The sequence below is a fragment of the Paramylibacter ulvae genome (assembly GCF_014652655.1).
Taxonomy (GTDB): domain Bacteria; phylum Pseudomonadota; class Alphaproteobacteria; order Rhodobacterales; family Rhodobacteraceae; genus Amylibacter; species Amylibacter ulvae.
On record NZ_BMZF01000007.1, the window covers coordinates 1 to 22,046 of the forward strand.

Consider the following 22,046-nt stretch of genomic DNA (forward strand, 5'->3'; position numbering starts at 1 on the left):
CATACGCTTTGAAGTCACCAAATTGCTTGGTGATCGCTGCGGTCAATGTTGTCTTACCGTGGTCAACGTGGCCAATTGTGCCGATGTTGCAATGCGGTTTCGAACGTTCAAACTTTTCTTTTGCCATTATTCTAGGCCTCCAGTTTAAGTCGGTCGGCGATGCCTGACCTGTTTAGTTTCAGATCAGGCGAATTTCGCCTGGATTTCTTCGGAAATGTTGCTTGGAACAGCCTCGTAATGGCTGAACTGCATGGTGAAGTTCGCACGCCCAGATGACATAGAGCGCAACGTGTTGATGTAACCGAACATGTTTGCCAATGGCACACGTGCGTCGATTGCAATTGCGTTACCGCGTGTATCTTGGCCTTGGACCATACCGCGACGCGATGTCAAATCGCCAATGATACCACCTGTGTATTCTTCAGGTGTGATCACTTCGACTTTCATGATTGGCTCGAGCATTTTCGCACCAGCTTTTTTCATGCCTTCGCGCATACCCATACGACCTGCGATTTCAAATGCCATAACACTTGAGTCAACATCGTGGAACTTACCGTCGATCAATTCAACTTTGAAGTCGATCACAGGGAAGCCAGCCAATGGGCCGCTGTCCATCACAGATTCGATACCTTTTTGAACGCCAGGGATGTATTCTTTTGGAATAGCACCACCAACGATTTTGGATTCGAATGAGAACCCTTCGCCAGGCTCTGTCGGGATGATGTTCATTTTCACTTCGGCGTACTGACCTGAACCACCAGATTGTTTCTTGTGGGTATAGGTAATTTCGGCTTCGTGTGAAATTGTTTCACGATATGCAACCTGTGGCGCACCGATGTTTGCTTCTACTTTGAATTCACGCTTCAGGCGATCAACCAAAATATCCAAGTGCAACTCGCCCATGCCTTTCATGATGGTCTGACCAGATTCAAGGTCAGTTTCCACGCGGAAAGATGGATCTTCGGCAGCCAAACGGCCAAGACCTTGAGACATTTTCTCTTGGTCAGCTTTTGTTTTTGGTTCAACAGCAATCTCGATCACAGGATCTGGGAATGTCATTGTTTCCAAAACAACTGGGTCGTTTTGCGCACAGATTGTATCACCTGTTGTTGTGTCTTTCAGACCCGCCAACGCGATGATGTCGCCTGCAAATGCTTCTTCGATTTCTTCACGGTTATTCGAGTGCATCATCATCATACGACCAACACGCTCTTTTTTACCTTTGGTAGAGTTCAAAAGGCTGTCGCCCTTTTTCAAAACACCAGAATAAATACGTGTGAACGTCAATGAACCAACAAACGGGTCGTTCATGATTTTAAACGCAAGACCAGAGAATGCCATTGCGTCATCTGCACGACGTGCAATGTTACGCACCTCGTCTTCGTCGCCGGGTTTAAAGCCCATGTAGTCAACAACATCGAGTGGTGATGGCAAGTAATCGATAACCGCGTTCAACAATGGCTGAACACCTTTGTTTTTGAACGCAGAACCGCCCAAAACAGGAACGAACGTCATAGACAAACAACCCTTACGGATCAATTTGCGCAATGTTGGCACGTCTGGTTCGTTACCTTCTAGGTACGCTTCCATCGCGTCGTCGTCCATTTCAACGGCGTTTTCGATCAACTTGTTGCGCCATTCGTCAGCTTGGTCTTTCAAGCTGTCGCGAATTGGGGCTTTGATCCAAGATGCACCAAGGTCTTCACCCTGCCACAGCCATTCTTCCATGGTTACAAGATCAACCAAGCCTTCCAATTCGGTTTCAGCACCGATTGGGAAAGCAACAGGAACAGCAACTGCACCTGTGCGGTCTTCGATCATGTTTACACAGTTGAAAAAGTCAGCGCCGATTTTGTCCATTTTGTTCACGAAAACCATCCGTGGAACTTTGTAACGGTCAGCTTGGCGCCATACTGTTTCTGTTTGTGGCTCAACACCAGCGTTGGCATCCAACACACAAACAGCACCATCGAGAACAGCCAATGAACGTTCAACTTCGATTGTGAAGTCAACGTGACCAGGTGTGTCGATGATGTTCAAACGGTGCTTTGGCGTATCCGCTGTTGAGCCGTCTTCTGTGCGTTCCCAGAAAGTAGTTGTCGCAGCAGACGTAATAGTAATACCACGTTCCTGCTCTTGCTCCATCCAGTCCATAGTGGCCGCACCATCGTGCACCTCACCGATATTATGTGATTTACCTGTGTAGTACAGGATGCGCTCTGAACACGTAGTTTTACCAGCATCAATGTGAGCCATGATACCAAAGTTACGGTACAGTTCGAGAGGATATTCGCGTGCCATTTGACCGAGCCTTTTCCTAGATTACCAGCGATAATGGCTGAATGCTTTGTTCGCATCGGCCATTTTGTGAGTGTCTTCACGTTTCTTAACGGCGGAACCGCGGTTGTTGATGGCATCCATCAATTCACCAGCAAGACGTTCTTCCATTGTGTTTTCGTTGCGTGTGCGAGACGCTTTGATCAACCAACGAATGGCCAATGCTTCGCGGCGTTCTGTGCGCACTTCAACTGGCACCTGATATGTTGCACCACCAACACGACGAGAACGAACCTCGACAGCTGGTTTGATGTTTTCAAGCGCTTCTTGGAACACTTCGATTGGGGCGCGTTTCAGCTTTTCTTCTACGCGATCCAAGGCACCGTAAACGATACGCTCGGCGACGGATTTTTTACCGTCCAACATCAAGTTGTTCATGAATTTTGTCAAAACCGTATCACCAAATTTGGCGTCAGGCAGGACTTGGCGTTTTTCAGCACTGTGGCGTCGTGACATAATATACTACCCTTATTTCGGTTTCTTCGCGCCGTATTTCGAACGACGCTGTTTACGATCTTTCACACCTTGGGTATCCAACACACCGCGCAGGATGTGATAACGGACACCCGGAAGGTCTTTTACACGACCCCCACGGATCAGAACAACAGAGTGTTCTTGTAGGTTGTGGCTCTCACCTGGGATATACGAAATCACTTCGAAACCGTTTGTTAAGCGAACTTTCGCAACTTTACGCATCGCAGAGTTCGGTTTCTTTGGTGTTGTTGTATATACACGTGTACATACGCCGCGTTTTTGCGGGCATGACTCAAGGTGCTGTGACTTTGAGCGTTTGACTTTTGGCTGGCGCGGCTTGCGGATCAGCTGTTGTATCGTTGGCATTGGGATTCCCCGTTGTTACCGTTTCAAACTCAGATAGGCACATAGACTCTGTCCATGCACCCGAACCGCTCCGCCCCATGGTTAACAAGGCGTTACGATTTAAAACCAGAGGATCAAGATTAAAAATCTGGATCATGACCGCCATATTGTGGCTTGTATGTAAGGCAAAAACCAAGATTTCCACCTACAGATAGGCGGCGTATAAGGGGAGTCGCATCAGGTGTCAACAGGTGGCGCGTGTTCGCACCCTTGCAAAATTGGTGCGCGTTACGTCATCAATCCTTGTTCATCCGCTGTTGGCGCAGAGCACGAATATCGGTGATCCGTTCTTCTTGTTTTTGTGCCACTGCAATTGGATCGGGGCGCGTTTGTGCCGCCACATTCCCATCAATCAGCATTTTTTCGCGAAACGCAGCGCCACATGTGCCCGCCCAAAATGAAATGCGCAGATAATAATACACGATAAAACACCCAAAAAACGCCACGGGCGAAATATTGGATGGGACAACACCTTCGGGGTTATAGGCGGGGTTATAATTGAAATAGGATGCGAAAAACACGCGTAAACTTTCACCACTTATCCCCCCGCTAAATGCGGATATCGTCACACCAAGCAGCGCAAAAATCGCCAGTTCCCAAACAACGAACAGAACAAATATCATCGGCCAACGATAACCAAGCCCAAAGATGCTGGGGATATACGCGCCCTCTTCGCCCGATGCATAGGCCGATGCCGCCGTGGGCACAGCCAAGATCGACTCGACCAGATACATGCCCAGATAAAACGCCGCAAATGCGATAATATAAAATTGTTCATCTTCTGGCGTGGTCGCTGTCTCTGCGTTCAATCGTTCAAAAACACCGATGATAAAATCCAAGCCAAAGCCGATCACCAATCCCCCTGCGACCAGCAAGATCAACAATAAATACCCCGCCAAGCGCAACAAAACCATTGGCATGATTTGTTGCATCATCAGGCCAAAGCCAAATTCAGACGGGTATCGTGCCATTGTTAATATCGGGCGCAATGCGCCAATCATAATGGCACACATGTAAACCGAAAACGGCACGATCAAGATCAAGCCAAGCGGGGGAACCGCCATGGCCAACACGATTACCACAGCCGAAATAATCGCCGTGCCAATACCCCAGACAATTTCATAGAAAAAGCGAACGATCGCAACAAACGGGAATCCCGTTAACCCCAATAAAAAACTTCGGTAAATTAACGCCAAGCTTTGCCTCTTACACTCTTTAAATTTGGCAAGAGAGTAAACCCAGGAAGTTGTTTTGACCAGCCCAGCGAAACTTGTTTTTACCCCAATCGCTTGCTAGGTAAATTTTATGAATAATCTTATCTACGCCATCGGCGACATTCACGGCGATCTAACGCAATTGATCGGTATTTTAAAACGCATCGAAATGGATGCCAGCGGCGCGGATCATACTGTTGTTTTTATCGGTGATCTGATTGATCGGCGCGAAGACAGCAAAGGCGTGATCGATCATATCATGAACGGCCAAAACGCAGGCAAACCTTGGGTCGTGCTCAAGGGTAATCATGATCGGTATTTGCAATGGTTTATGGAAGACCCACATCGCATTGATACCCGCCTGCGATCCGATTATTTCTGGATGCATCCGCGCATGGGTGGGGCGGAAACGTTGGAATCCTATGGCATTAATTTGCCCGAAAATCCCAACGATCATTTGGATGCGGTTTTTGAGCTGGCCAAGAAACATGTTCCCGCCAGCCATTATGAATTTTTGAAATCACAGCGCTTGTACTACGAAACCGATGATTATTTTTTCGTCCATGCAGGGGTGAACAACAAACGCCCATTACATGATCAAGTTGAGGATGATTTATTGTGGATCCGACCTGGGTTTTTGGATCAAACCGAACCGTTTGAAAAATTGATCATTCATGGGCACACCGTGATTGACGAGGTGACACATTACGGTAATCGCATCAATATCGATACGGGTGCGGCATGGGGTAAAACCCTGTCCGCGCTTGTGATTGATAATGGCGTGTTTTCAAATCTGACAGCGACAGGGCGCGTTGAATTGATCCCGCGCCCTGAATTAATTGAACCAGCCGCCTAACCCAATCACAAAAGATAGCGCATAAAAAAAAGCCCCGCCATATTGACGGGGCTTATTCATTTTAAAGTGCGAACCTTATTCTGGTTGCTCTGTGCCGTCGCCACCTGAACCCAGTGACACGCCCAGATCTTCGCCCATAACGTCGCCGCTATCCTCAAAAACCGCATTCACATCGGCACCATCATCAGATGGGGCCATCAATGCCGCAGCTTTTTCAGCTTCTTTGCGTTTCACATCAAGTACAGCCGCGTCGCGTTCTGCTGCAACGCGTTTGATTGCATGCGTTGCACCACCCGTACCCGCAGGGATAAGACGACCCACAATCACGTTCTCTTTTAGACCGATCAGTTTGTCTTTCTTACCTTTTGTCGCCGCTTCTGTCAGAACCCGTGTGGTTTCTTGGAAGGACGCCGCAGAGATGAACGAACGTGTTTGCAGTGACGCTTTGGTGATACCCAACAAGATTGGGCCACCTTTGGCTGGTTCCAATTTCTTGGCCATCGCCTTTTCGTTCACTTCGTCAAACTCGGCTTTGTCAACTTGTTCACCTTTCAGCAACGTTGTGCCACCGCTTTCAGTGATTTCCCACTTTTGCAGCATTTGGCGCACGATAACTTCGATGTGCTTGTCGTTGATTTTAACACCTTGCAGACGATACACGTCTTGGACTTCGTCGATCATGTAATCGGCCAGTGCTTCGACACCCATAATATTCAGGATGTCATGGGGCGCTGGGTTGCCGTCCATGATATATTCGCCCTTAAGAATAAGGTCGCCTTCTTGTACAGGGATGTGCTTGCCTTTTGGCACCATGTACTGGCGTACCTCTTCACCCTCTTCTGTTGGGTGAATTTCAATACGGCGTTTGTTTTTGAAGTCTTTCCCGAATGTCACGTGGCCATCAATTTCGGCGATGATCGCGTGATCTTTCGGACGACGTGCTTCGAACAGTTCAGCAACACGTGGCAAACCACCCGTAATGTCTTTGGTTTTTGTACCTTCGCGTGGGATACGCGCCAATACATCACCCGCCAACACTTCTTGGCCATCTTCGATGGACAAAATCGCGTCAACAGACATTGCGTGTTTTTCAGGGTTACCGTTATCCAACAGAACGCTTTCACCTGTTTTCGGATCATTGATCAGAATTTCAGGTTTCAGATCGGAACCTTTTGGCGCGGAACGCCAATCGGATACGATTTTCTGGCTAATGCCTGTCGCGTCATCGGTTACGTCACGGATCGAAATACCAGAGATCAGGTCAACGAAACGCGCAACACCCGGTTTTTCCGCGATGATTGGCAATGTATATGGATCCCATTCAAATAGTTTGTCGCCGCGTGCAACAGATGCACCGTCTTTGACCAACAATTTGGTACCATATGGCATTTTATGTGATGCAACATCTTGGCCGTTCGCATCAACAATCACCAATTCCGTGTTCCGACCCATCACGATTTGTTCTTTGTCGCGATTCATCAGAATGTTTGGATTGCGGATTTCAACCTTACCTGCTTGGCTGCTGTCTTGGAACGATTGTTGGCCACCTTGTGCAACACCACCAATGTGGAATGTACGCATGGTCAACTGTGTACCTGGTTCACCAATTGATTGGGCGGCAATAATACCAACCGCTTCGCCTGGGTTCACCTGTGTACCACGTGCCAAATCGCGACCGTAACATTGTGCACAGATACCATCATCTGCTTCACATGTAAGCGGGCTGCGCATTTGCAATGAAACAACGCCAGCTTCTTCGATCGCGTCTGCTGCACGTTCGTCCAGCAATTCGCCACGTTTGGCCAAAACATCACCCGTTGCTGGGTGAAGAATGTCTTCGGCCATAACACGACCAAGGATACGTTCGGACAAGCTTGCAACAACTTCGCCATCATTCACCGCCGCTTGGGCCGTGATTGAACGCTCTGTGCCACAATCATGCTGACGCACGATACAGTCTTGTGCAACGTCAACCAGACGACGTGTCAGGTAACCAGAGTTCGCCGTTTTCAACGCCGTATCTGACAGACCCTTACGTGCACCGTGGGTAGAGTTAAAGTACTCTAGAACCGATAGACCCTCTTTAAAGTTAGAGATAATCGGCGTTTCGATGATGTCACCATTTGGTTTCGCCATCAAACCGCGCATACCGCCCAGCTGTTTCATCTGTGTCACAGAACCACGCGCACCAGAGTGAGCCATCATGTAAACTGAGTTCGGTTCCATTTCTGCGCCATTCTCGTCGCGTTTAGATGCTGAAATGCTATCCATCATCGCATCGGTGACTTTTTCGTTGGCTTTTGACCAAGCATCGACAACTTTGTTGTATTTTTCGCCCTGTGTAATCAGACCGTCCATATACTGTTGTTCGAAACCTTTTACGTAATCACGAGTTTCGTTCACCAGTTCCCATTTGGTGTCTGGGATAACCATGTCATCCTTACCAAATGAAATGCCTGCTTTGAACGCTTCACGGAAACCCAAGGTCATGATCTGATCACAGAAGATCACAGATTCTTTTTGACCACAGTAACGATAAACCGTGTCGATCACTTCGCCGACTTCTTTTTTACGCAGCAAACGGTTGACCAAGTCAAACGGCGCTTTGTTATTCAACGGCAACAACGTACCCAGTTTCACACGACCCGGTGTTGTTTCAACACGTGTCCAGATCAAGTTACCCTCTTCATCCACCTGTTGCACACGGCAAGTGATGTTCGAGTGAAGGTGAACCAAACCGTTGTCCAGCGCATGTTCCATTTCCTGTGGATTGGAAAATACCATGCCTTCGCCCTTCATGCCTTCGCGGGCAAGGGACAGGTAATAAATACCCAAAATCATATCCTGTGAAGGAACGATAATCGGCTTACCATTGGCAGGGGACAAAACGTTGTTTGTGGACATCATCAATACACGTGCTTCCAATTGTGCCTCTAGGCTCAATGGAACGTGTACCGCCATTTGGTCACCGTCAAAGTCAGCGTTAAACGCAGAACATACAAGCGGGTGCAATTGGATGGCTTTGCCCTCAATCAACACAGGTTCGAACGCTTGGATACCCAAACGGTGCAATGTTGGCGCACGGTTCAGCATCACAGGGTGTTCGCGGATCACTTCGTCCAAGATATCCCAAACTTCTGGGCGTTCTTTTTCAACGATCTTTTTTGCCTGTTTCACGGTCGAGGACATGCCTTTTGCCTCAAGACGTGAATAGATGAATGGTTTAAACAGCTCTAGCGCCATTTTCTTGGGCAAACCACATTGGTGCAATTTCAATTCTGGGCCAGTCACAATGACCGAACGACCAGAGAAATCAACGCGTTTACCCAAAAGGTTTTGACGGAAACGACCCTGTTTACCCTTCAACATGTCTGACAATGATTTCAGCGCGCGTTTGTTCGCACCTGTAATCACACGACCACGACGACCGTTGTCAAACAACGCATCCACAGATTCCTGCAACATACGTTTTTCGTTACGTACGATAATATCAGGTGCGCGCAATTCGATCAGACGTTTCAAACGGTTGTTACGGTTGATCACACGACGATACAGATCGTTCAAATCAGACGTTGCAAAACGACCGCCATCCAATGGCACCAATGGGCGCAATTCTGGTGGGATCACTGGCAAAACGGTCATGATCATCCATTCTGGACGGTTGCCAGATTCGATGAATGCTTCAACAACCTTCAGACGTTTGATGATCTTTTTCGGTTTCAATTCGCCTGTTGCTTCGGCCAATTCTTCGCGAAGCTGTTCTGCTTCTGCTTCCAAATCGATGTTTGACAACATTTCGCGGATCGCTTCGGCACCGATACCTGCGTTAAACGCATCTTCGCCGTATTGATCTTGGGCTTCCATGAATTCGTCTTCGTTCAGCATTTGACCATAGTTAAGGTCGGTCAAACCTGGTTCGATGACAACGTATTGTTCGAAATACAACACACGTTCCAGTTCACGCAACGTCATATCCAGCATCAAACCGATGCGGGACGGCAATGATTTCAGGAACCAGATATGTGCAACAGGTGCCGCCAGATCAATGTGGCCCATACGTTCACGACGTACTTTTTGAAGCGTAACTTCAACACCACATTTTTCGCAGACAACGCCGCGGTATTTCATGCGTTTATATTTGCCGCAAAGACATTCGTAATCTTTGATCGGGCCAAAGATACGCGCACAGAACAGGCCATCGCGTTCTGGTTTGAATGTACGATAGTTAATGGTTTCAGGCTTTTTGATTTCGCCGAAAGACCATGATAGAATCCGTTCAGGAGACGCCAAAGAAATTTGAATTTCATCAAAAGTCTTGGGCGGCTGGACGGGGTTGAACGGGTTGTTCGTGATTTCTTGGTTCATTTTTAGATCCTAATCTCGAGTTCAGTTGAAGGAGCAGGCGCGAACGCCTACTCGCTCTCCGCATCCAGCAACTGGACGTTAAGGCCCAGTGAGCGGATTTCTTTGACAAGCACGTTAAACGATTCTGGAATACCAGCTTCGAAGTTGTCTTCGCCTTTGACGATGCTTTCGTACACTTTGGTACGGCCAGCGACGTCATCAGATTTGACAGTCAACATTTCCTGCAATGTGTAAGCTGCGCCATATGCTTCCAGCGCCCAAACTTCCATCTCACCGAAACGCTGTCCGCCGAACTGTGCTTTACCACCCAGCGGTTGCTGTGTGACAAGGCTGTATGGCCCCGTTGAACGCGCGTGGATTTTGTCGTCCACAAGGTGATGCAGTTTCAGCAAGTATTTCACACCAACTGTAACCTTACGTGCGAATTGTTCGCCCGTGCGGCCATCAAACAGTACGGATTGACCAGATGTTTCGAACCCTGCACGTGTCAGTGCATCGTTCACATCAGCCTCTTTTGCACCGTCAAATACTGGTGTTGCGATTGGCACACCGTTAGTGACGTTACCCGCTGCTTCCAGCAATTCGTCTTGGGTCATGTCCTTGATAACTTCGTCATACAGATCATCGCCATAGGCGATTTTCATCGCTTCTTGAACAGGTGTCATATCACCTGAACGACGATATTCTTTCAACGATTCATCGATGGATTTACCCAAACCGCGTGCGGCCCAGCCCATGTGAGTTTCCAAAATCTGACCAACGTTCATACGTGATGGAACGCCCAATGGGTTCAGACAGAAATCAACAGGTGTACCATCAGCCAAGAACGGCATGTCTTCTTCGGGAACAACGCGTGAAATCACACCTTTGTTGCCGTGACGACCAGCCATTTTATCACCAGGTTGCAATTTGCGTTTCACCGCGATGAAAACTTTGACCATTTTCATCACACCGGGCGGAAGATCATCGCCGCGACGTACTTTTTCAACCTTGTCTTCAAAACGTGCTTCCAAAGATTTCTTTTGGATTTCGTATTGTTTGTTCAAGGCTTCCATTTCGGATGCGTCTTTGTCGTCCTCCAGTGCCAACTGCCACCACAAACCGTGGCTTAAGCTTTCCAGCAATTCATCATCAATGGTTGAACCAGATTTGATGCCTTTGGGGCCTTTCACAGCCTTTTTGCCGATCAGCATGTCTTTGAGACGGGCATAGATGTTACGATCAAGAATATCGACCTCGTCGTCGCGGTCACGTGCAAGGCGTTCAACCTCTTCACGTTCAATTTGCAACGCACGTTCGTCTTTGTCGATGCCGTGGCGGTTAAACACACGTACTTCTACGATTGTGCCGTAATCACCCGGTGGCACACGCAATGATGTGTCACGCACATCAGATGCTTTTTCACCAAAGATGGCACGCAGAAGTTTTTCTTCTGGTGTCATTGGGCTTTCGCCTTTTGGTGTGATTTTACCAACCAAGATATCCGCTGGTCCAACCTCTGCACCGATGTAAACGATACCTGCTTCGTCCAAGTTACGTAACGCTTCTTCGCCGACATTTGGAATATCACGTGTGATTTCCTCTGGGCCAAGCTTCGTATCACGTGCGGCCACTTCGAATTCTTCGATATGGACAGATGTGAATACGTCGTCTTTTACGATACGTTCCGAGATCAGGATCGAGTCTTCGTAGTTGTAACCGTTCCAAGGCATAAACGCGACGAGCACGTTTTTACCAAGCGCCAATTCACCGATATCTGTTGATGGGCCATCGGCCACAACTTCACCAGCGGTTACACGATCGCCAACCTTTACCAATGGGCGTTGGTTGATACATGTGTTTTGGTTTGAACGTTGGAATTTACGCAGACGGTAAATATCCACACCTGGATCGCCTGCTTCCATTGCATCCGTAACACGCACAACGATACGCATCGCGTCAACCTGGTCGATGATACCACCACGGCGCGCCGTGATTGCCGCACCTGAATCGCGAGCAACAACTTGTTCAATACCAGTACCAACAAACGGTGCGTCCGCTTTCAACAAAGGCACGGCTTGGCGTTGCATGTTGGAACCCATCAACGCACGGTTGGCGTCGTCGTTTTCCAAGAACGGGATCAGAGACGCCGCAACAGACACAAGCTGTTTTGGGCTCACGTCAATGTAATCAATACGCTCTGGTGGGTTCAATGCGTATTCGCCAGCTTCGCGCGTAGACACGAGATCGTTGGTGAATTTACCATTCGCATCCAATTGCGCGTTTGCCTGCGCAACCGTGAAACGCATTTCTTCGGTGGCGGACATGTATTGCACATCATCCGTTACCTTACCATCGTCAACGCGGCGGTATGGTGTTTCGATGAAACCGTATTTGTTCACACGTGCGAATGATGCAAGCGAGTTGATCAAACCAATGTTTGGACCCTCTGGCGTTTCAATCGGACACATACGACCATAATGTGTTGGGTGAACGTCGCGAACCTCAAAGCCCGCACGTTCACGTGTCAAACCACCTGGCCCAAGCGCAGACAGGCGACGCTTGTGCGTGACTTCTGACAATGGGTTCGTTTGGTCCATGAATTGTGACAATTGGCTGGAGCCAAAGAATTCACGAACAGCCGCGGCGGCTGGTTTTGCATTGATCAAATCTTGTGGCATGATCGTGTCGATTTCGACAGATGACATGCGTTCTTTGATCGCGCGTTCCATACGCAACAGGCCAACACGATATTGGTTTTCCATCAATTCACCAACGGAACGCACACGGCGATTACCAAGGTGGTCGATGTCGTCAACGTCGCCTTTGCCATCACGCAGGTCAACCAGACCTTTGATCACGGCAATGATGTCTTCTTTGCGCAATGTGCGTTGTGTGTCTTCTGCATCCAATTGCAGACGCATGTTCATTTTCACACGGCCAACCGCAGAAAGATCATAACGCTCTGAATCAAAGAACAGGCTGTCAAACAACGCAGATGCGGCATCAACGGTCGGTGGTTCGCCTGGGCGCATCACACGATAAATATCCATCAACGCAGTTTCGCGGTTCAAGTTTTTATCAGCTGCCATCGTTGTGCGGATGTATGGGCCAACATTGATGTTGTCGATGTCCAAAGTTGGGATCGTTTTCACGCCCGCATCCAGCAATGCATGCACTGTACCGCCGATGATGTTGTCTTCTTTGTCGTATTCAACAGTCAGCTCTTCGCCAGCCTCGACATAGATTTCACCCGTTTCTTCGTTGATGATATCTTTGGCCGCGAAACGCCCGATCACGCCTTCGTATGGAACCAACACGTCGGTAACGTTACCTTCGTCGATCAGTTTTTTCACTGTGCGTGGTGTAACTTTCTTGCCTGCTTCTGCAATGACTTCGCCCGTTTTTGCATCAACAATATCAAGAGTAGGTTTCGTGCCACGAACGCGCTCTGGGAAAAACTTGGTTTTCCATGCTTTTTTCTTGGCATCGTATGTGTAATCAACAGAATCGTAATAGGCATCGCAGATACCTTCTTGGTCCAGACCAAGTGCATACAACAATGTTGTTACAGGCAATTTACGACGACGGTCGATACGCGCGTAAACCATGTCTTTGGCATCAAATTCGAAATCCAACCATGAACCGCGATAGGGAATGATGCGGCTGGCGAACAACAATTTACCAGAAGAGTGGGTTTTGCCACGATCGTGGTCAAAGAAAACACCAGGTGAACGGTGCATCTGGGATACGATCACACGCTCGGTGCCGTTCACAACGAACGTACCGTTTGGTGTCATCAAAGGCATATCGCCCATGAACACGTCTTGTTCTTTGATGTCTTTGACAGAACGCGCGCCTGTGTCTTCGTCCACATCAAACACGATAAGGCGCAATGTCACCTTAAGTGGAGCGGAGTAAGTCATGTCGCGCTGCTGACATTCCTCAACATCGTATTTGGGTTTTTCCAGCTCGTATTTTACGAATTCCAAAACGGAGGTTTCGTTAAAATCTTTGATTGGAAATACGGATTGGAAAACACCATTGATGCCTTCGCCAGTCATTGGTTCTGGTTGATCACCAGAGCGCAAGAACAGATCGTAAGAGCTTTTCTGTACCTGAATAAGGTTCGGCATATCCAAAACTTCGCGGATTTTGCCATAATGTTTGCGGATTCGTTTAAAACCTGAATGCGTCTGAGCCATGCTCGTCTTCACCTCTTTATTGTCCACCTTGCACGGGCGTCGGGCACCGCCGTACAAAGGCCAACTGAACAAGGAAAATCCTATTCTTGCCAAGGTTCCCTACCCATGGCTCCCGAATTTTCCCTGTCTTTCAAGAGGTCTTGCACAAAGGCCCCTAGAAAGACAGGATCGGCTGGCCCCACGAAACCGCGAGGCCAGCCAAATATTTAAGCGGGCTATGAGCCCAACTGAATTACTTCAGTTCGATTTCAGCGCCAGCTTCTTCAAGCTTCTTCTTGATTTCTTCTGCTTCAGCTTTAGTTGCGCCTTCTTTGACAGCTTTGCCGCCAGCTTCAACCAAGTCTTTTGCTTCTTTCAGACCCAAACCAGTGATCGCACGCACTTCTTTGATCACGTTGATTTTCTTGTCGCCTGCAGATTTCAGAATTACGTCGAATTCGTCTTTTTCTTCTGCAGCACCACCAGCGTCGCCACCAGCTGCACCAGCAACCATTACAGCGCCACCAGCAGCAGGCTCGATGCCGTACTCGTCTTTAAGAAGTGTTTTCAGTTCTTGTGCTTCCAAAAGCGTAAGGCCTACGATTTCTTCTGCTAGTTTTTTAATATCAGCCATTTGATATATTCCGTTCAGTTTTAAGTTCTGTTTCCAGTGATGTCATTTTCACGACACCGAATTACATTTGCAGTATGCTTATGCAGCCTTTTCTTCGATCGTTTCCAAGATGGAAGCGATGTTAGAAGCAGGCGCGCCAATTGCACCAGCGATATTCGAAGCAGGAGCAGCGATACAGCCAACGATAGAAGCAATAAGCTCCTCGCGTGACGGCATAGCGGCAACAGCTTTGACACCGGCAACGTCCAATGCGTTCTCACCCATTGCACCCCCAAGGATAACGAGCTTGTCGTTATCTTTGGCATAAGCTTCCGTGACTTTCGCCGCGGCAACTGGGTCCTCTGAATAAGATAGGACTGTCATTCCATCCAACATGCCTGAAATGCTTTCGCATGGCTTGCCTTCAAGAGCGATTTTGGCGAGCTTGTTTTTGGCAACACGTACAAAACCACCCGCTTCGCGCATGCGCGCACGGAAGTCTTGCATTTCTGCAACTGTAATGCCGGCATAGTGAGATACTACGACAACACCAGAGTCCTTGAAGATTTGGCCAAGTTCATCGACCAGCGCTTCTTTTTGGGCTCTATCCACAGTGTTTCTCCAAATTTGAGAGGCAAAATTCACCCCCCGGCTCAGTTTCACTAACCCGCCATAATCACGGCAGATCAGCAGTTAGGGTCCGTTCCGGTCCCCTCCCAAAATCACCCAAAGGCGAAAATTGTTCGGTTCCCATCTCAGGCAGGAGATTAAGCTGTTTGTAGCAGCACCCACCGTCTCGGACAGTTGACGAAAATCTTGCGATCCCCGTCATATCTGCTGGCGCTTACACGCCAGCAAAATTCTTTAACCTTTCAGGAAGGCATCAACATCCAAAGTAACGCTTGGGCCCATTGTGGACGACAAAGCGATCTTTTTCATGTATGCGCCTTTGGCACCTTCTGGTTTTGCTTTTTGAACAGCAGTGATAAACGCTTTCACGTTTTCAGTGAGTTTTGCTTCGTCAAATGATGTTTTACCAACACCTGCGTGCACAACGCCTGCTTTTTCAACTTTGAACTGGACTTCGCCGCCTTTGGCAGCTTCGACAGCGGCCTTAACGTCCATTGTCACTGTACCAACGCGTGGGTTTGGCATCAGGTTACGTGGACCCAATACTTTACCAAGACGACCAACAACGGCCATCATGTCAGGTGTTGCGATACAACGATCGAATTCGATCTTGCCGCCCTGAACGATTTCCATCAGGTCTTCTGCGCCAACGATGTCAGCGCCCGCTGCTTTTGCTTCTTCTGCTTTTGCATCACGTGCAAAAACCGCAACGCGCATTGTTTTACCAGTGCCGTTTGGCAATGATACTACACCGCGAACCATTTGATCGGCGTGACGTGGGTCAACACCCAAGTTCATCGCAATATCAACTGTTTCGTCGAATTTTGCTTTTGCGTTACCTTTTATCAAAGCAACAGCTTCTTCAACAGTAACTGCAGATTTGCCAGCGAATGCTTCGCGTGCTGCGGTTGTTCTTTTACCGTATTTCGCCATTACTTCACCTCGATGCCCATTGAACGGGCAGAACCCATGATGATTTTCATCGCAGCGTCGATATCGTTTGCGTTCAAATCTTTCATTTTCGCTTCTGCGATTTCTTTCACTTGTTTCGCAGTCACTGTGCCAACGATTTCGCGGCTTGGTGTTTTCGCACCAGATTTCAGTTTCGCTGCTTTTTTCAAGTAGTAAGACGCAGGTGGCGTTTTGATGTCCATGGTGAAAGATTTATCAACGTAATACGTGATAACTGTTGGGCAAGGTGCGCCCGCTTCCAATTCCTGTGTTTTCGCGTTGAACGCTTTACAGAATTCCATGATGTTAATGCCGCGCTGACCCAGCGCAGGACCAACGGGTGGTGATGGGTTGGCTTGACCTGCAGGAACCTGCAGTTTCATCGTGCCAGCAACTTTTTTAGCCATTATGGCCTCCTTTAGCTCCGATCATTTGGACCGCGCGTCCATCTGATCAATTTGGTGTGGTGCGGTTTGGATCACGCGTGACCCGCTCCTCCCACATGCACAACACTAGGTTTGTTTATTAACCTGTGTGTATTCGAGTTCGACCGGGGTTGCCCGACCAAAGATTGATACGGAAACTTTCAAGCGGGCGTTTTCTTCGTCCACCTCTTCCACGGTACCAGCGAAACCCTCGAACGGGCCGTCGGTGACGTTGACTTGTTCGCCGATTTCGTAGGCGATCAAAGTGCGTGGATTTTCCGCGCCTTCCTCAACTTGGTTAAGGATGTAACTTACTTCTGAATCGCGCATCGGGCTTGGTTTACCTGGCTGACCCAGAAAACCCGTGACGCGGTTGGTGTTGTTGATCAGGTGATAACCTTTTTCGGTCATCTCCATGCGCACCAAAATGTAACCCGGCATAAAGCGACGCTCGACATTGTATTTTTTGCCGCGGCGCACTTCGACCACTTCTTCGGTTGGTACGAGGACCTGTTCGATTTCGTCTTGCAAGCCTTCTTGCTCGACTGCCTCGTCGATCGCTTCTTTTACTTTCTTTTCGTAATTCGAAAGTACACTTACCGAATACCACCGTTTTGCCATAATGCTCGACGCCTTCTTAAGGACGGGCAAACCGCCCCATAAATCATTGTTAAACAGTCACTTACGTGATTGCCGACCGACAATAAAAAGGCGCGCAAACCGAATCGCTGCGCGCTAATCTACTGTGGATTACAGGCGTTTAAACCCAAAACCGTTTGAATTCAACCGCCTATCCCAAGAATTCCGTTCAAACCCAACTTTACGATTTGATCGACGATGAAAAAGAAAGTTGCCGCAAAAAACGCCATGATAAAAACCATGATCGTTGTGATTGTGGTTTCGCGACGTGTTGGCCAAACAACTTTGGCGACTTCTGCGCGAACTTGGGCAATAAAGGTGAGCGGGTTTGTGCGTGCCATCTGGCGGCTCCTTGATCTGATCAAGCGTTTAATTACGAGTCTTTGCGAGGGAATTCAAGGGGCAGCACAGATATGTGACCCTGCCCCTGAAAAATTACGGCTAAACGGCCAAAGTCGCATCAATCGCGCGTTTCCAGCCTGCGTATTTATCCGCGCGTGTGGTTTCATCCATATCGGGGGTAAATTTGCGATCCAACGCCCATGATTTTGCGAAATCTTCCTTGGATGGGTAAATGCCAGCGCGCATCCCTGCAAGCCATGCCGCGCCTAATGCCGTTGTTTCCAACACCTTTGGGCGATCAACGGGTGCGCCGATAATGTCGGACAGAAACTGCATCGCCCAATCTGATGCGCTCATGCCGCCATCAACGCGAAGTGTGCTATCGTTTACTTCGCCTTTCCAGTCAGCGTGCATTGCTTCTAGTAAATCGCGGGTTTGGTATCCGACACTTTCAAGCGCTGCACGTGCAAATTCGGCGGGGCCGGAATTACGGGTCAGACCATAGATCGCACCGCGACATTCCGCATTCCAATAGGGTGCGCCCAAACCAGTGAACGCAGGCACCATAATCACCGTTTGATGATCATCCGCCGATTCCGCCAGTGGTTGAGTTTCTTTCGCATCGCGAATGATTTGCAGACCATCGCGCAACCATTGCACCACGGCACCTGCGATAAATATCGACCCTTCCAGCGCATAGGTTGGTTTGCCATCCAATTGATATCCGATCGTGGCAAGCAGACGGTTTTGCGACACAACAGGTGTGTCCCCCGTATTCATCAATGCAAAACAGCCCGTGCCATAGGTTGATTTCATCATGCCCGGTTCAAAACACGCCTGCCCGATGGTGGCGGCCTGTTGATCGCCCGCCACACCCAAAATCGGAATTTCCCGACCAAACAGATCGGCGCGGGTCATGCCAAAATCAGCGGCGCAGTCTTTTACCACTGGCAACATATCCATCGGAATATCCAACAAATCGCAGATGGTTTTGCTCCAACGGCCCTTGCGAATGTCGTATAATAATGTGCGTGCAGCGTTCGTGGCATCGGTCACATGTTCGCGCCCGCCCGTTAATTTCCAGATCAGAAATGAATCCACAGTACCAAACAGCAATTCACCCGCTGCTGCGCGGTCACGTGCGCCATCAACATGATCCAAGATCCATTTTAATTTGGTGCCCGAAAAATATGGGTCCAACAACAGGCCCGTTTTTTCGGTGACCATATTCTCGTGTCCAGCGTCGCGCAGTTCGCGACAATAATCAGCGGTGCGCCGATCCTGCCAGACAATTGCGTTATAAATCGCCTTGCCGGTTTTGCGATCCCAAACAACGGTGGTTTCACGTTGATTGGTAATGCCAATGGCGGTGATGTCTTTTTCAGACAATCCCGCGCGTTCAATCACATTACGACAGGTGCCAGCCGTGGTTGACCACAGGTCGCTGGGGTCGTGTTCAACCCAACCGGAATCGGGGAAATGTTGTTCAAATTCTTCTTGCGCGGAGGCGGTGATTTCCATGTTGGAATCAAACAGTATCGCGCGGCTGGATGTGGTTCCCTGATCAATCGCAAGAATATGGGTCATGGCGTACCTTTATAATTGAAAAGAATGCGGCCCTTGCATCAACAAGAGCCGCAGATTGGCAAGACACAAATCTGATCAAAACCGACGTGATGTCAAGCCAGGAGGAGACGTGGAACTGGGGCGCGAACGCCCCAGTCAAATCTTATTTCCAAGACGCAACCAAATCGTCATAGCTGACGGTTTTTGGTTCTTCGTCTTCGTTTTCCAGTTTCGCTTTTGGCGCACCTGGTTCAGCAAGCCATTCGGCAGGATCGCGTGGTTCATTCAATTTTGGACCAAGTTCACCTTGAACGCCTGCGCGTTCCAGACGTTCAAGAACACGTTCTTGTTCTGCACAAAGTGAATCCAATGCCTCTTGTGGTGTTTTCGCACCTGACATTGCATCACCAATGTTCTGCCACCACAACTGTGCCAGTTTTGGATAATCTGGAACATTGGTACCTGTTGGTGACCACTGAACGCGTGCTGGTGAGCGGTAAAATTCAACCAAGCCACCCAGTTTTGGCGCACGTTCTGTAAAGCTTTCGTGCTGAACTGTGGATTCACGAATGAATGTCAGACCAACATGTGCTTTTTTCACGTCAACTGTTTTGGATGTCACGAATTGCGCATACAACCAAGCAGCCTTTGCGCGGTCAACAGGTGTTGATTTCATCAACGTCCATGAACCTGCATCTTGGTAACCAATTTTGGTACCTTCAGACCAATACGCACCGTGTGGTGAAGGCGCCATACGCCATTTTGGCGTGCCGTCTTCGTTCATCACTGGCAAGCTTGGCTCTACAGATGCTGCGGTAAACACAGTGTACCAGAACATTTGCTGTGCAACATTACCTTGGGCAGGAATTGGGCCTGCTTCGCTAAATGTCATACCAGCTGCTGCGGGTGGTGAATATTTTTTCAGCCACTCGATGGATTTTGTAATCGCATAAACCGCTGCTGGGCCGTTTGTTGCACCACCACGCGCGACACAAGAACCAACCGTTTGGGATTTGTCGTTTACACGAAGACCCCATTCGTCCACTGGCAAACCGTTCGGCTCACCCTTGTCGCCAGCGCCCGCCATGGACAGCCACGCATCGGTGTAACGCCAACCCAATGATGGGTCTTTTTTACCGTAATCCATGTTGCCGTAAACGTCGCCCTCAACGCCAAGACGTGACAAATCACGACCTGTGAAGAATTCAGCGATGTCTTCATATGCAGACCAGTTTACAGGAACGCCCAAATCATAACCGTATTTCGCTTTGAAATCCGCTTTGTTTTGTTCGTCGTTGAACCAATCGTAACGGAACCAGTAAAGGTTCGCGAATTGTTGGTCTGGCAATTGGTACAGTTTATCATCAGGGCCGGTTGTGAATGACAGGCCGATGAAATCTTGCAGATCCAGTGTTGGGCTGGTTACATCCGCACCTTCACCCGCCATCCAATCGGTCAGATTGCGCGCTTGTTGGTAACGCCAGTGCGTACCGATCAAATCGGAGTCGTTGATATAGGCGTCATAGATATTTTCGCCTGATTGCATTTGCGTTTGCAGTTTTTCAACCACGTCACCTTCGCCGATCAAATCGTGGGTGATTTTGATACCCGTGATTTTTTCAAACGCTGGTGCCAACACTTTGGATTCATATTCATGTGTTGTGATGGTTTCGGAAACAACTTTGATTTCCATGCCAGCAAAAGGTTTTGCCGCATCAATCATCCATTGCATTTCCGCTTCTTGATCTGCACGGCTAAGCGCGGACAGATCGCCGATTTCAGCGTCCAAGAAAGACTTGGCCGCATTCATATCCGCAAACATTGGCGTTGCAAGCATGCTAACCGCAAGCCCCAGCGCCGTTGTGGATTTAAGATTAAAGTTCATTATGTACCTCCCAAAAAGAACTTTGATGACGGGATGGGTGCACGGCACCCAACCCAAGAAACGCCTAATCAGACCCAGCGGAAAACCCCCACTGCGTAGATCAGACAAACGATAAGCGCAAAGGGTTGCGATGCGCCAACCAGTCCAAGCCATGCCAAATTGATAAAGGCAGAGCCAAGCAGCGTGATGAACAAACGATCACCACGCGTGGTTTCGATCCGCAAAACGCCAAGCCGTGGCGTTTCGGGAAATTTGATTGCCAGTACGGTGAAGGTCACCAAAATACAGGCGATGATTACAAAGAATATTGCAGTCGGTGTTGTCCATGCCATCCATGCCATTTGCAAATCCTCCTGTTAAACCCGCCCAAGGGCAAAACCCTTGGCGATGTAGTTACGAACGAAATAAATAACCAAAGCACCCGGCACGATTGTTAAAACACCCGCCGCCGCCAGCACGCCCCAATCCAAACCAGATGCGGATACTGTGCGTGTCATTGCCGCGGCAATTGGTTTTGCCTCGACGCTGGTCAATGTGCGCGACAAAAGCAATTCCACCCATGAGAACATGAAACAGAAAAACGCCGCCACACCGATGCCAGATGCAATCAATGGTGTGAAAATCTTGATGAAAAAGCGCGGGAATGAATAACCGTCGATATAGGCTGTTTCATCAATTTCTTTGGGTACGCCGCGCATGAAACCCTCTAGGATCCACACGGCCAATGGGACGTTAAACAAACAATGCGCCAAGGCCACGGCGATATGCGTATCGAACAACCCAACGGATGAATACAGTTGGAAAAACGGCAGCGCAAACACCGCAGGGGGTGCCATGCGATTGGTCAACAGCCAGAAAAACAGATGTTTATCACCCATGAATGAATAGCGGCTGAACGCATAGGCGGCGGGCAATGCCACCAGCAATGAAATCACCGTATTCATCACCACATAGATCAATGAATTAACGTACCCCATATACCATGATGCATCCGTCAAAATGGTTGCATAATTAGCAAACGTCAGATTACGCGGCCAGATTGAAAACACGCTGAGGATTTCCTCGTTCGTTTTCAGGCTCATGTTCAACAGCCAATAAATAGGCAAGAGCAAGAACACCAAATACAGTGTCATCACGATGGCGCTGGTATTGACGCGCGGTTTGTTTCCAGAATGTGCCAT

The 22,046-nt window shown here is 48.8% G+C and carries 19 protein-coding genes; 1 reads left to right on the plus strand and 18 read right to left on the minus strand.

Going from position 1 to position 22,046, the window contains the following annotated elements; translation table 11 throughout:
- From IE094_RS11820 to IE094_RS11845, 6 genes are all read right to left on the minus strand, one after another.
- Nucleotides 1-127: GTP-binding protein (locus IE094_RS11820; RefSeq protein WP_229802302.1), on the minus strand; the 127-nt coding region annotated here is incomplete at its 3' end.
- Between the two features lie 56 nt (nt 128-183).
- Nucleotides 184-2,301 (minus strand): elongation factor G, encoded by a 2,118-nt coding sequence (fusA, locus tag IE094_RS11825; RefSeq protein ID WP_189640920.1) that lies wholly within the window; start codon nt 2,299-2,301, stop codon nt 184-186.
- A 21-nt stretch (nt 2,302-2,322) separates the two neighbouring features.
- The gene (rpsG, locus tag IE094_RS11830) at nt 2,323-2,793 is read right to left on the minus strand and encodes a 30S ribosomal protein S7 (protein ID WP_099592122.1); all 471 of its coding nucleotides are present in this window, start codon (nt 2,791-2,793) and stop codon (nt 2,323-2,325) included.
- Nucleotides 2,794-2,805: 12 nt separating this feature from the next.
- Nucleotides 2,806-3,177, minus strand: a complete 372-nt coding sequence (rpsL, locus tag IE094_RS11835) for a 30S ribosomal protein S12 (protein ID WP_099592123.1) — start codon at nt 3,175-3,177, stop codon at nt 2,806-2,808.
- Nucleotides 3,104-3,352, minus strand: coding sequence for a hypothetical protein (locus tag IE094_RS11840; RefSeq protein WP_189641059.1), 249 nt, complete (start codon nt 3,350-3,352; stop codon nt 3,104-3,106). The genes rpsL and IE094_RS11840 overlap by 74 nt, the downstream gene beginning before the upstream one ends.
- Nucleotides 3,353-3,452: 100 nt before the next feature.
- Nucleotides 3,453-4,412: a hypothetical protein gene (locus tag IE094_RS11845; RefSeq protein ID WP_189640921.1), complete on the minus strand. Its 960-nt coding sequence runs from the start codon at nt 4,410-4,412 to the stop codon at nt 3,453-3,455.
- Nucleotides 4,413-4,521: 109 nt separating this feature from the next.
- Between IE094_RS11845 and IE094_RS11850 the strand changes: the two genes are divergently transcribed.
- On the plus strand, nt 4,522-5,286 hold the full coding sequence (locus IE094_RS11850; RefSeq protein WP_189640922.1) for a metallophosphoesterase: 765 nt from the start codon (nt 4,522-4,524) through the stop codon (nt 5,284-5,286).
- A 75-nt stretch (nt 5,287-5,361) separates the two neighbouring features.
- Here the strand turns inward: IE094_RS11850 and rpoC are convergent, their stop codons facing one another.
- The 12 genes from rpoC to IE094_RS11910 all read right to left on the minus strand — a co-directional run bounded on the left by rpoC (nt 5,362) and on the right by IE094_RS11910 (nt 22,046).
- On the minus strand, nt 5,362-9,651 hold the full coding sequence (gene rpoC / locus IE094_RS11855; protein ID WP_189640923.1) for a DNA-directed RNA polymerase subunit beta': 4,290 nt from the start codon (nt 9,649-9,651) through the stop codon (nt 5,362-5,364).
- A gap of 47 nt (nt 9,652-9,698) precedes the next feature.
- Nucleotides 9,699-13,835, minus strand: coding sequence for a DNA-directed RNA polymerase subunit beta (rpoB, locus tag IE094_RS11860; RefSeq protein ID WP_189640924.1), 4,137 nt, complete (start codon nt 13,833-13,835; stop codon nt 9,699-9,701).
- A 232-nt stretch (nt 13,836-14,067) separates the two neighbouring features.
- On the minus strand, nt 14,068-14,448 hold the full coding sequence (gene rplL / locus IE094_RS11865; protein WP_099592128.1) for a 50S ribosomal protein L7/L12: 381 nt from the start codon (nt 14,446-14,448) through the stop codon (nt 14,068-14,070).
- A gap of 78 nt (nt 14,449-14,526) precedes the next feature.
- The gene (gene rplJ, locus IE094_RS11870) at nt 14,527-15,039 is read right to left on the minus strand and encodes a 50S ribosomal protein L10 (protein ID WP_189641048.1); all 513 of its coding nucleotides are present in this window, start codon (nt 15,037-15,039) and stop codon (nt 14,527-14,529) included.
- A gap of 252 nt (nt 15,040-15,291) precedes the next feature.
- On the minus strand, nt 15,292-15,990 hold the full coding sequence (gene rplA, locus IE094_RS11875; RefSeq protein ID WP_189640925.1) for a 50S ribosomal protein L1: 699 nt from the start codon (nt 15,988-15,990) through the stop codon (nt 15,292-15,294).
- On the minus strand, nt 15,990-16,415 hold the full coding sequence (gene rplK / locus IE094_RS11880; RefSeq protein ID WP_189640926.1) for a 50S ribosomal protein L11: 426 nt from the start codon (nt 16,413-16,415) through the stop codon (nt 15,990-15,992). The genes rplA and rplK overlap by 1 nt, the downstream gene beginning before the upstream one ends.
- Before the next feature lie 105 nt (nt 16,416-16,520).
- Nucleotides 16,521-17,054 carry a transcription termination/antitermination protein NusG gene (gene nusG / locus IE094_RS11885; protein ID WP_189640927.1) on the minus strand — a complete coding sequence of 178 codons (534 nt, stop codon included), beginning with the start codon at nt 17,052-17,054 and terminating at the stop codon, nt 16,521-16,523.
- A gap of 161 nt (nt 17,055-17,215) precedes the next feature.
- On the minus strand, nt 17,216-17,413 hold the full coding sequence (gene secE, locus IE094_RS11890; protein ID WP_099592134.1) for a preprotein translocase subunit SecE: 198 nt from the start codon (nt 17,411-17,413) through the stop codon (nt 17,216-17,218).
- A gap of 100 nt (nt 17,414-17,513) precedes the next feature.
- Nucleotides 17,514-19,001: a glycerol kinase GlpK gene (gene glpK / locus IE094_RS11895; protein ID WP_189640928.1), complete on the minus strand. Its 1,488-nt coding sequence runs from the start codon at nt 18,999-19,001 to the stop codon at nt 17,514-17,516.
- Nucleotides 19,002-19,143: 142 nt separating this feature from the next.
- A complete protein-coding gene (locus IE094_RS11900; protein ID WP_189640929.1) occupies nt 19,144-20,865 on the minus strand; it encodes an ABC transporter substrate-binding protein in 1,722 nt (573 codons plus the stop codon).
- A gap of 68 nt (nt 20,866-20,933) precedes the next feature.
- Entirely contained in the window at nt 20,934-21,206 is a 273-nt protein-coding gene (locus IE094_RS11905) for a DUF2160 domain-containing protein (protein WP_189640930.1), read from the minus strand.
- Between the two features lie 15 nt (nt 21,207-21,221).
- A complete protein-coding gene (locus tag IE094_RS11910; protein ID WP_189640931.1) occupies nt 21,222-22,046 on the minus strand; it encodes a carbohydrate ABC transporter permease in 825 nt (274 codons plus the stop codon).

Coding starts and splice junctions, on each gene's coding strand:
- fusA (WP_189640920.1), bottom strand. CDS start 2,301: ATGGCACGCGAATATCCTCTCGAACTGTACCGTAACTTTGGTATCATG.
- rpsG (WP_099592122.1), bottom strand. CDS start 2,793: ATGTCACGACGCCACAGTGCTGAAAAACGCCAAGTCCTGCCTGACGCC.
- rpsL (WP_099592123.1), bottom strand. CDS start 3,177: ATGCCAACGATACAACAGCTGATCCGCAAGCCGCGCCAGCCAAAAGTC.
- IE094_RS11850 (WP_189640922.1), top strand. CDS start 4,522: ATGAATAATCTTATCTACGCCATCGGCGACATTCACGGCGATCTAACG.
- rpoC (WP_189640923.1), bottom strand. CDS start 9,651: ATGAACCAAGAAATCACGAACAACCCGTTCAACCCCGTCCAGCCGCCC.
- rpoB (WP_189640924.1), bottom strand. CDS start 13,835: ATGGCTCAGACGCATTCAGGTTTTAAACGAATCCGCAAACATTATGGC.
- rplL (WP_099592128.1), bottom strand. CDS start 14,448: ATGGCTGATATTAAAAAACTAGCAGAAGAAATCGTAGGCCTTACGCTT.
- rplA (WP_189640925.1), bottom strand. CDS start 15,990: ATGGCGAAATACGGTAAAAGAACAACCGCAGCACGCGAAGCATTCGCT.
- rplK (WP_189640926.1), bottom strand. CDS start 16,415: ATGGCTAAAAAAGTTGCTGGCACGATGAAACTGCAGGTTCCTGCAGGT.
- nusG (WP_189640927.1), bottom strand. CDS start 17,054: ATGGCAAAACGGTGGTATTCGGTAAGTGTACTTTCGAATTACGAAAAG.
- secE (WP_099592134.1), bottom strand. CDS start 17,413: ATGGCACGCACAAACCCGCTCACCTTTATTGCCCAAGTTCGCGCAGAA.
- glpK (WP_189640928.1), bottom strand. CDS start 19,001: ATGACCCATATTCTTGCGATTGATCAGGGAACCACATCCAGCCGCGCG.
- IE094_RS11900 (WP_189640929.1), bottom strand. CDS start 20,865: ATGAACTTTAATCTTAAATCCACAACGGCGCTGGGGCTTGCGGTTAGC.
- IE094_RS11905 (WP_189640930.1), bottom strand. CDS start 21,206: ATGGCATGGATGGCATGGACAACACCGACTGCAATATTCTTTGTAATC.
- IE094_RS11910 (WP_189640931.1), bottom strand. CDS start 22,046: ATGGCACATTCTGGAAACAAACCGCGCGTCAATACCAGCGCCATCGTG.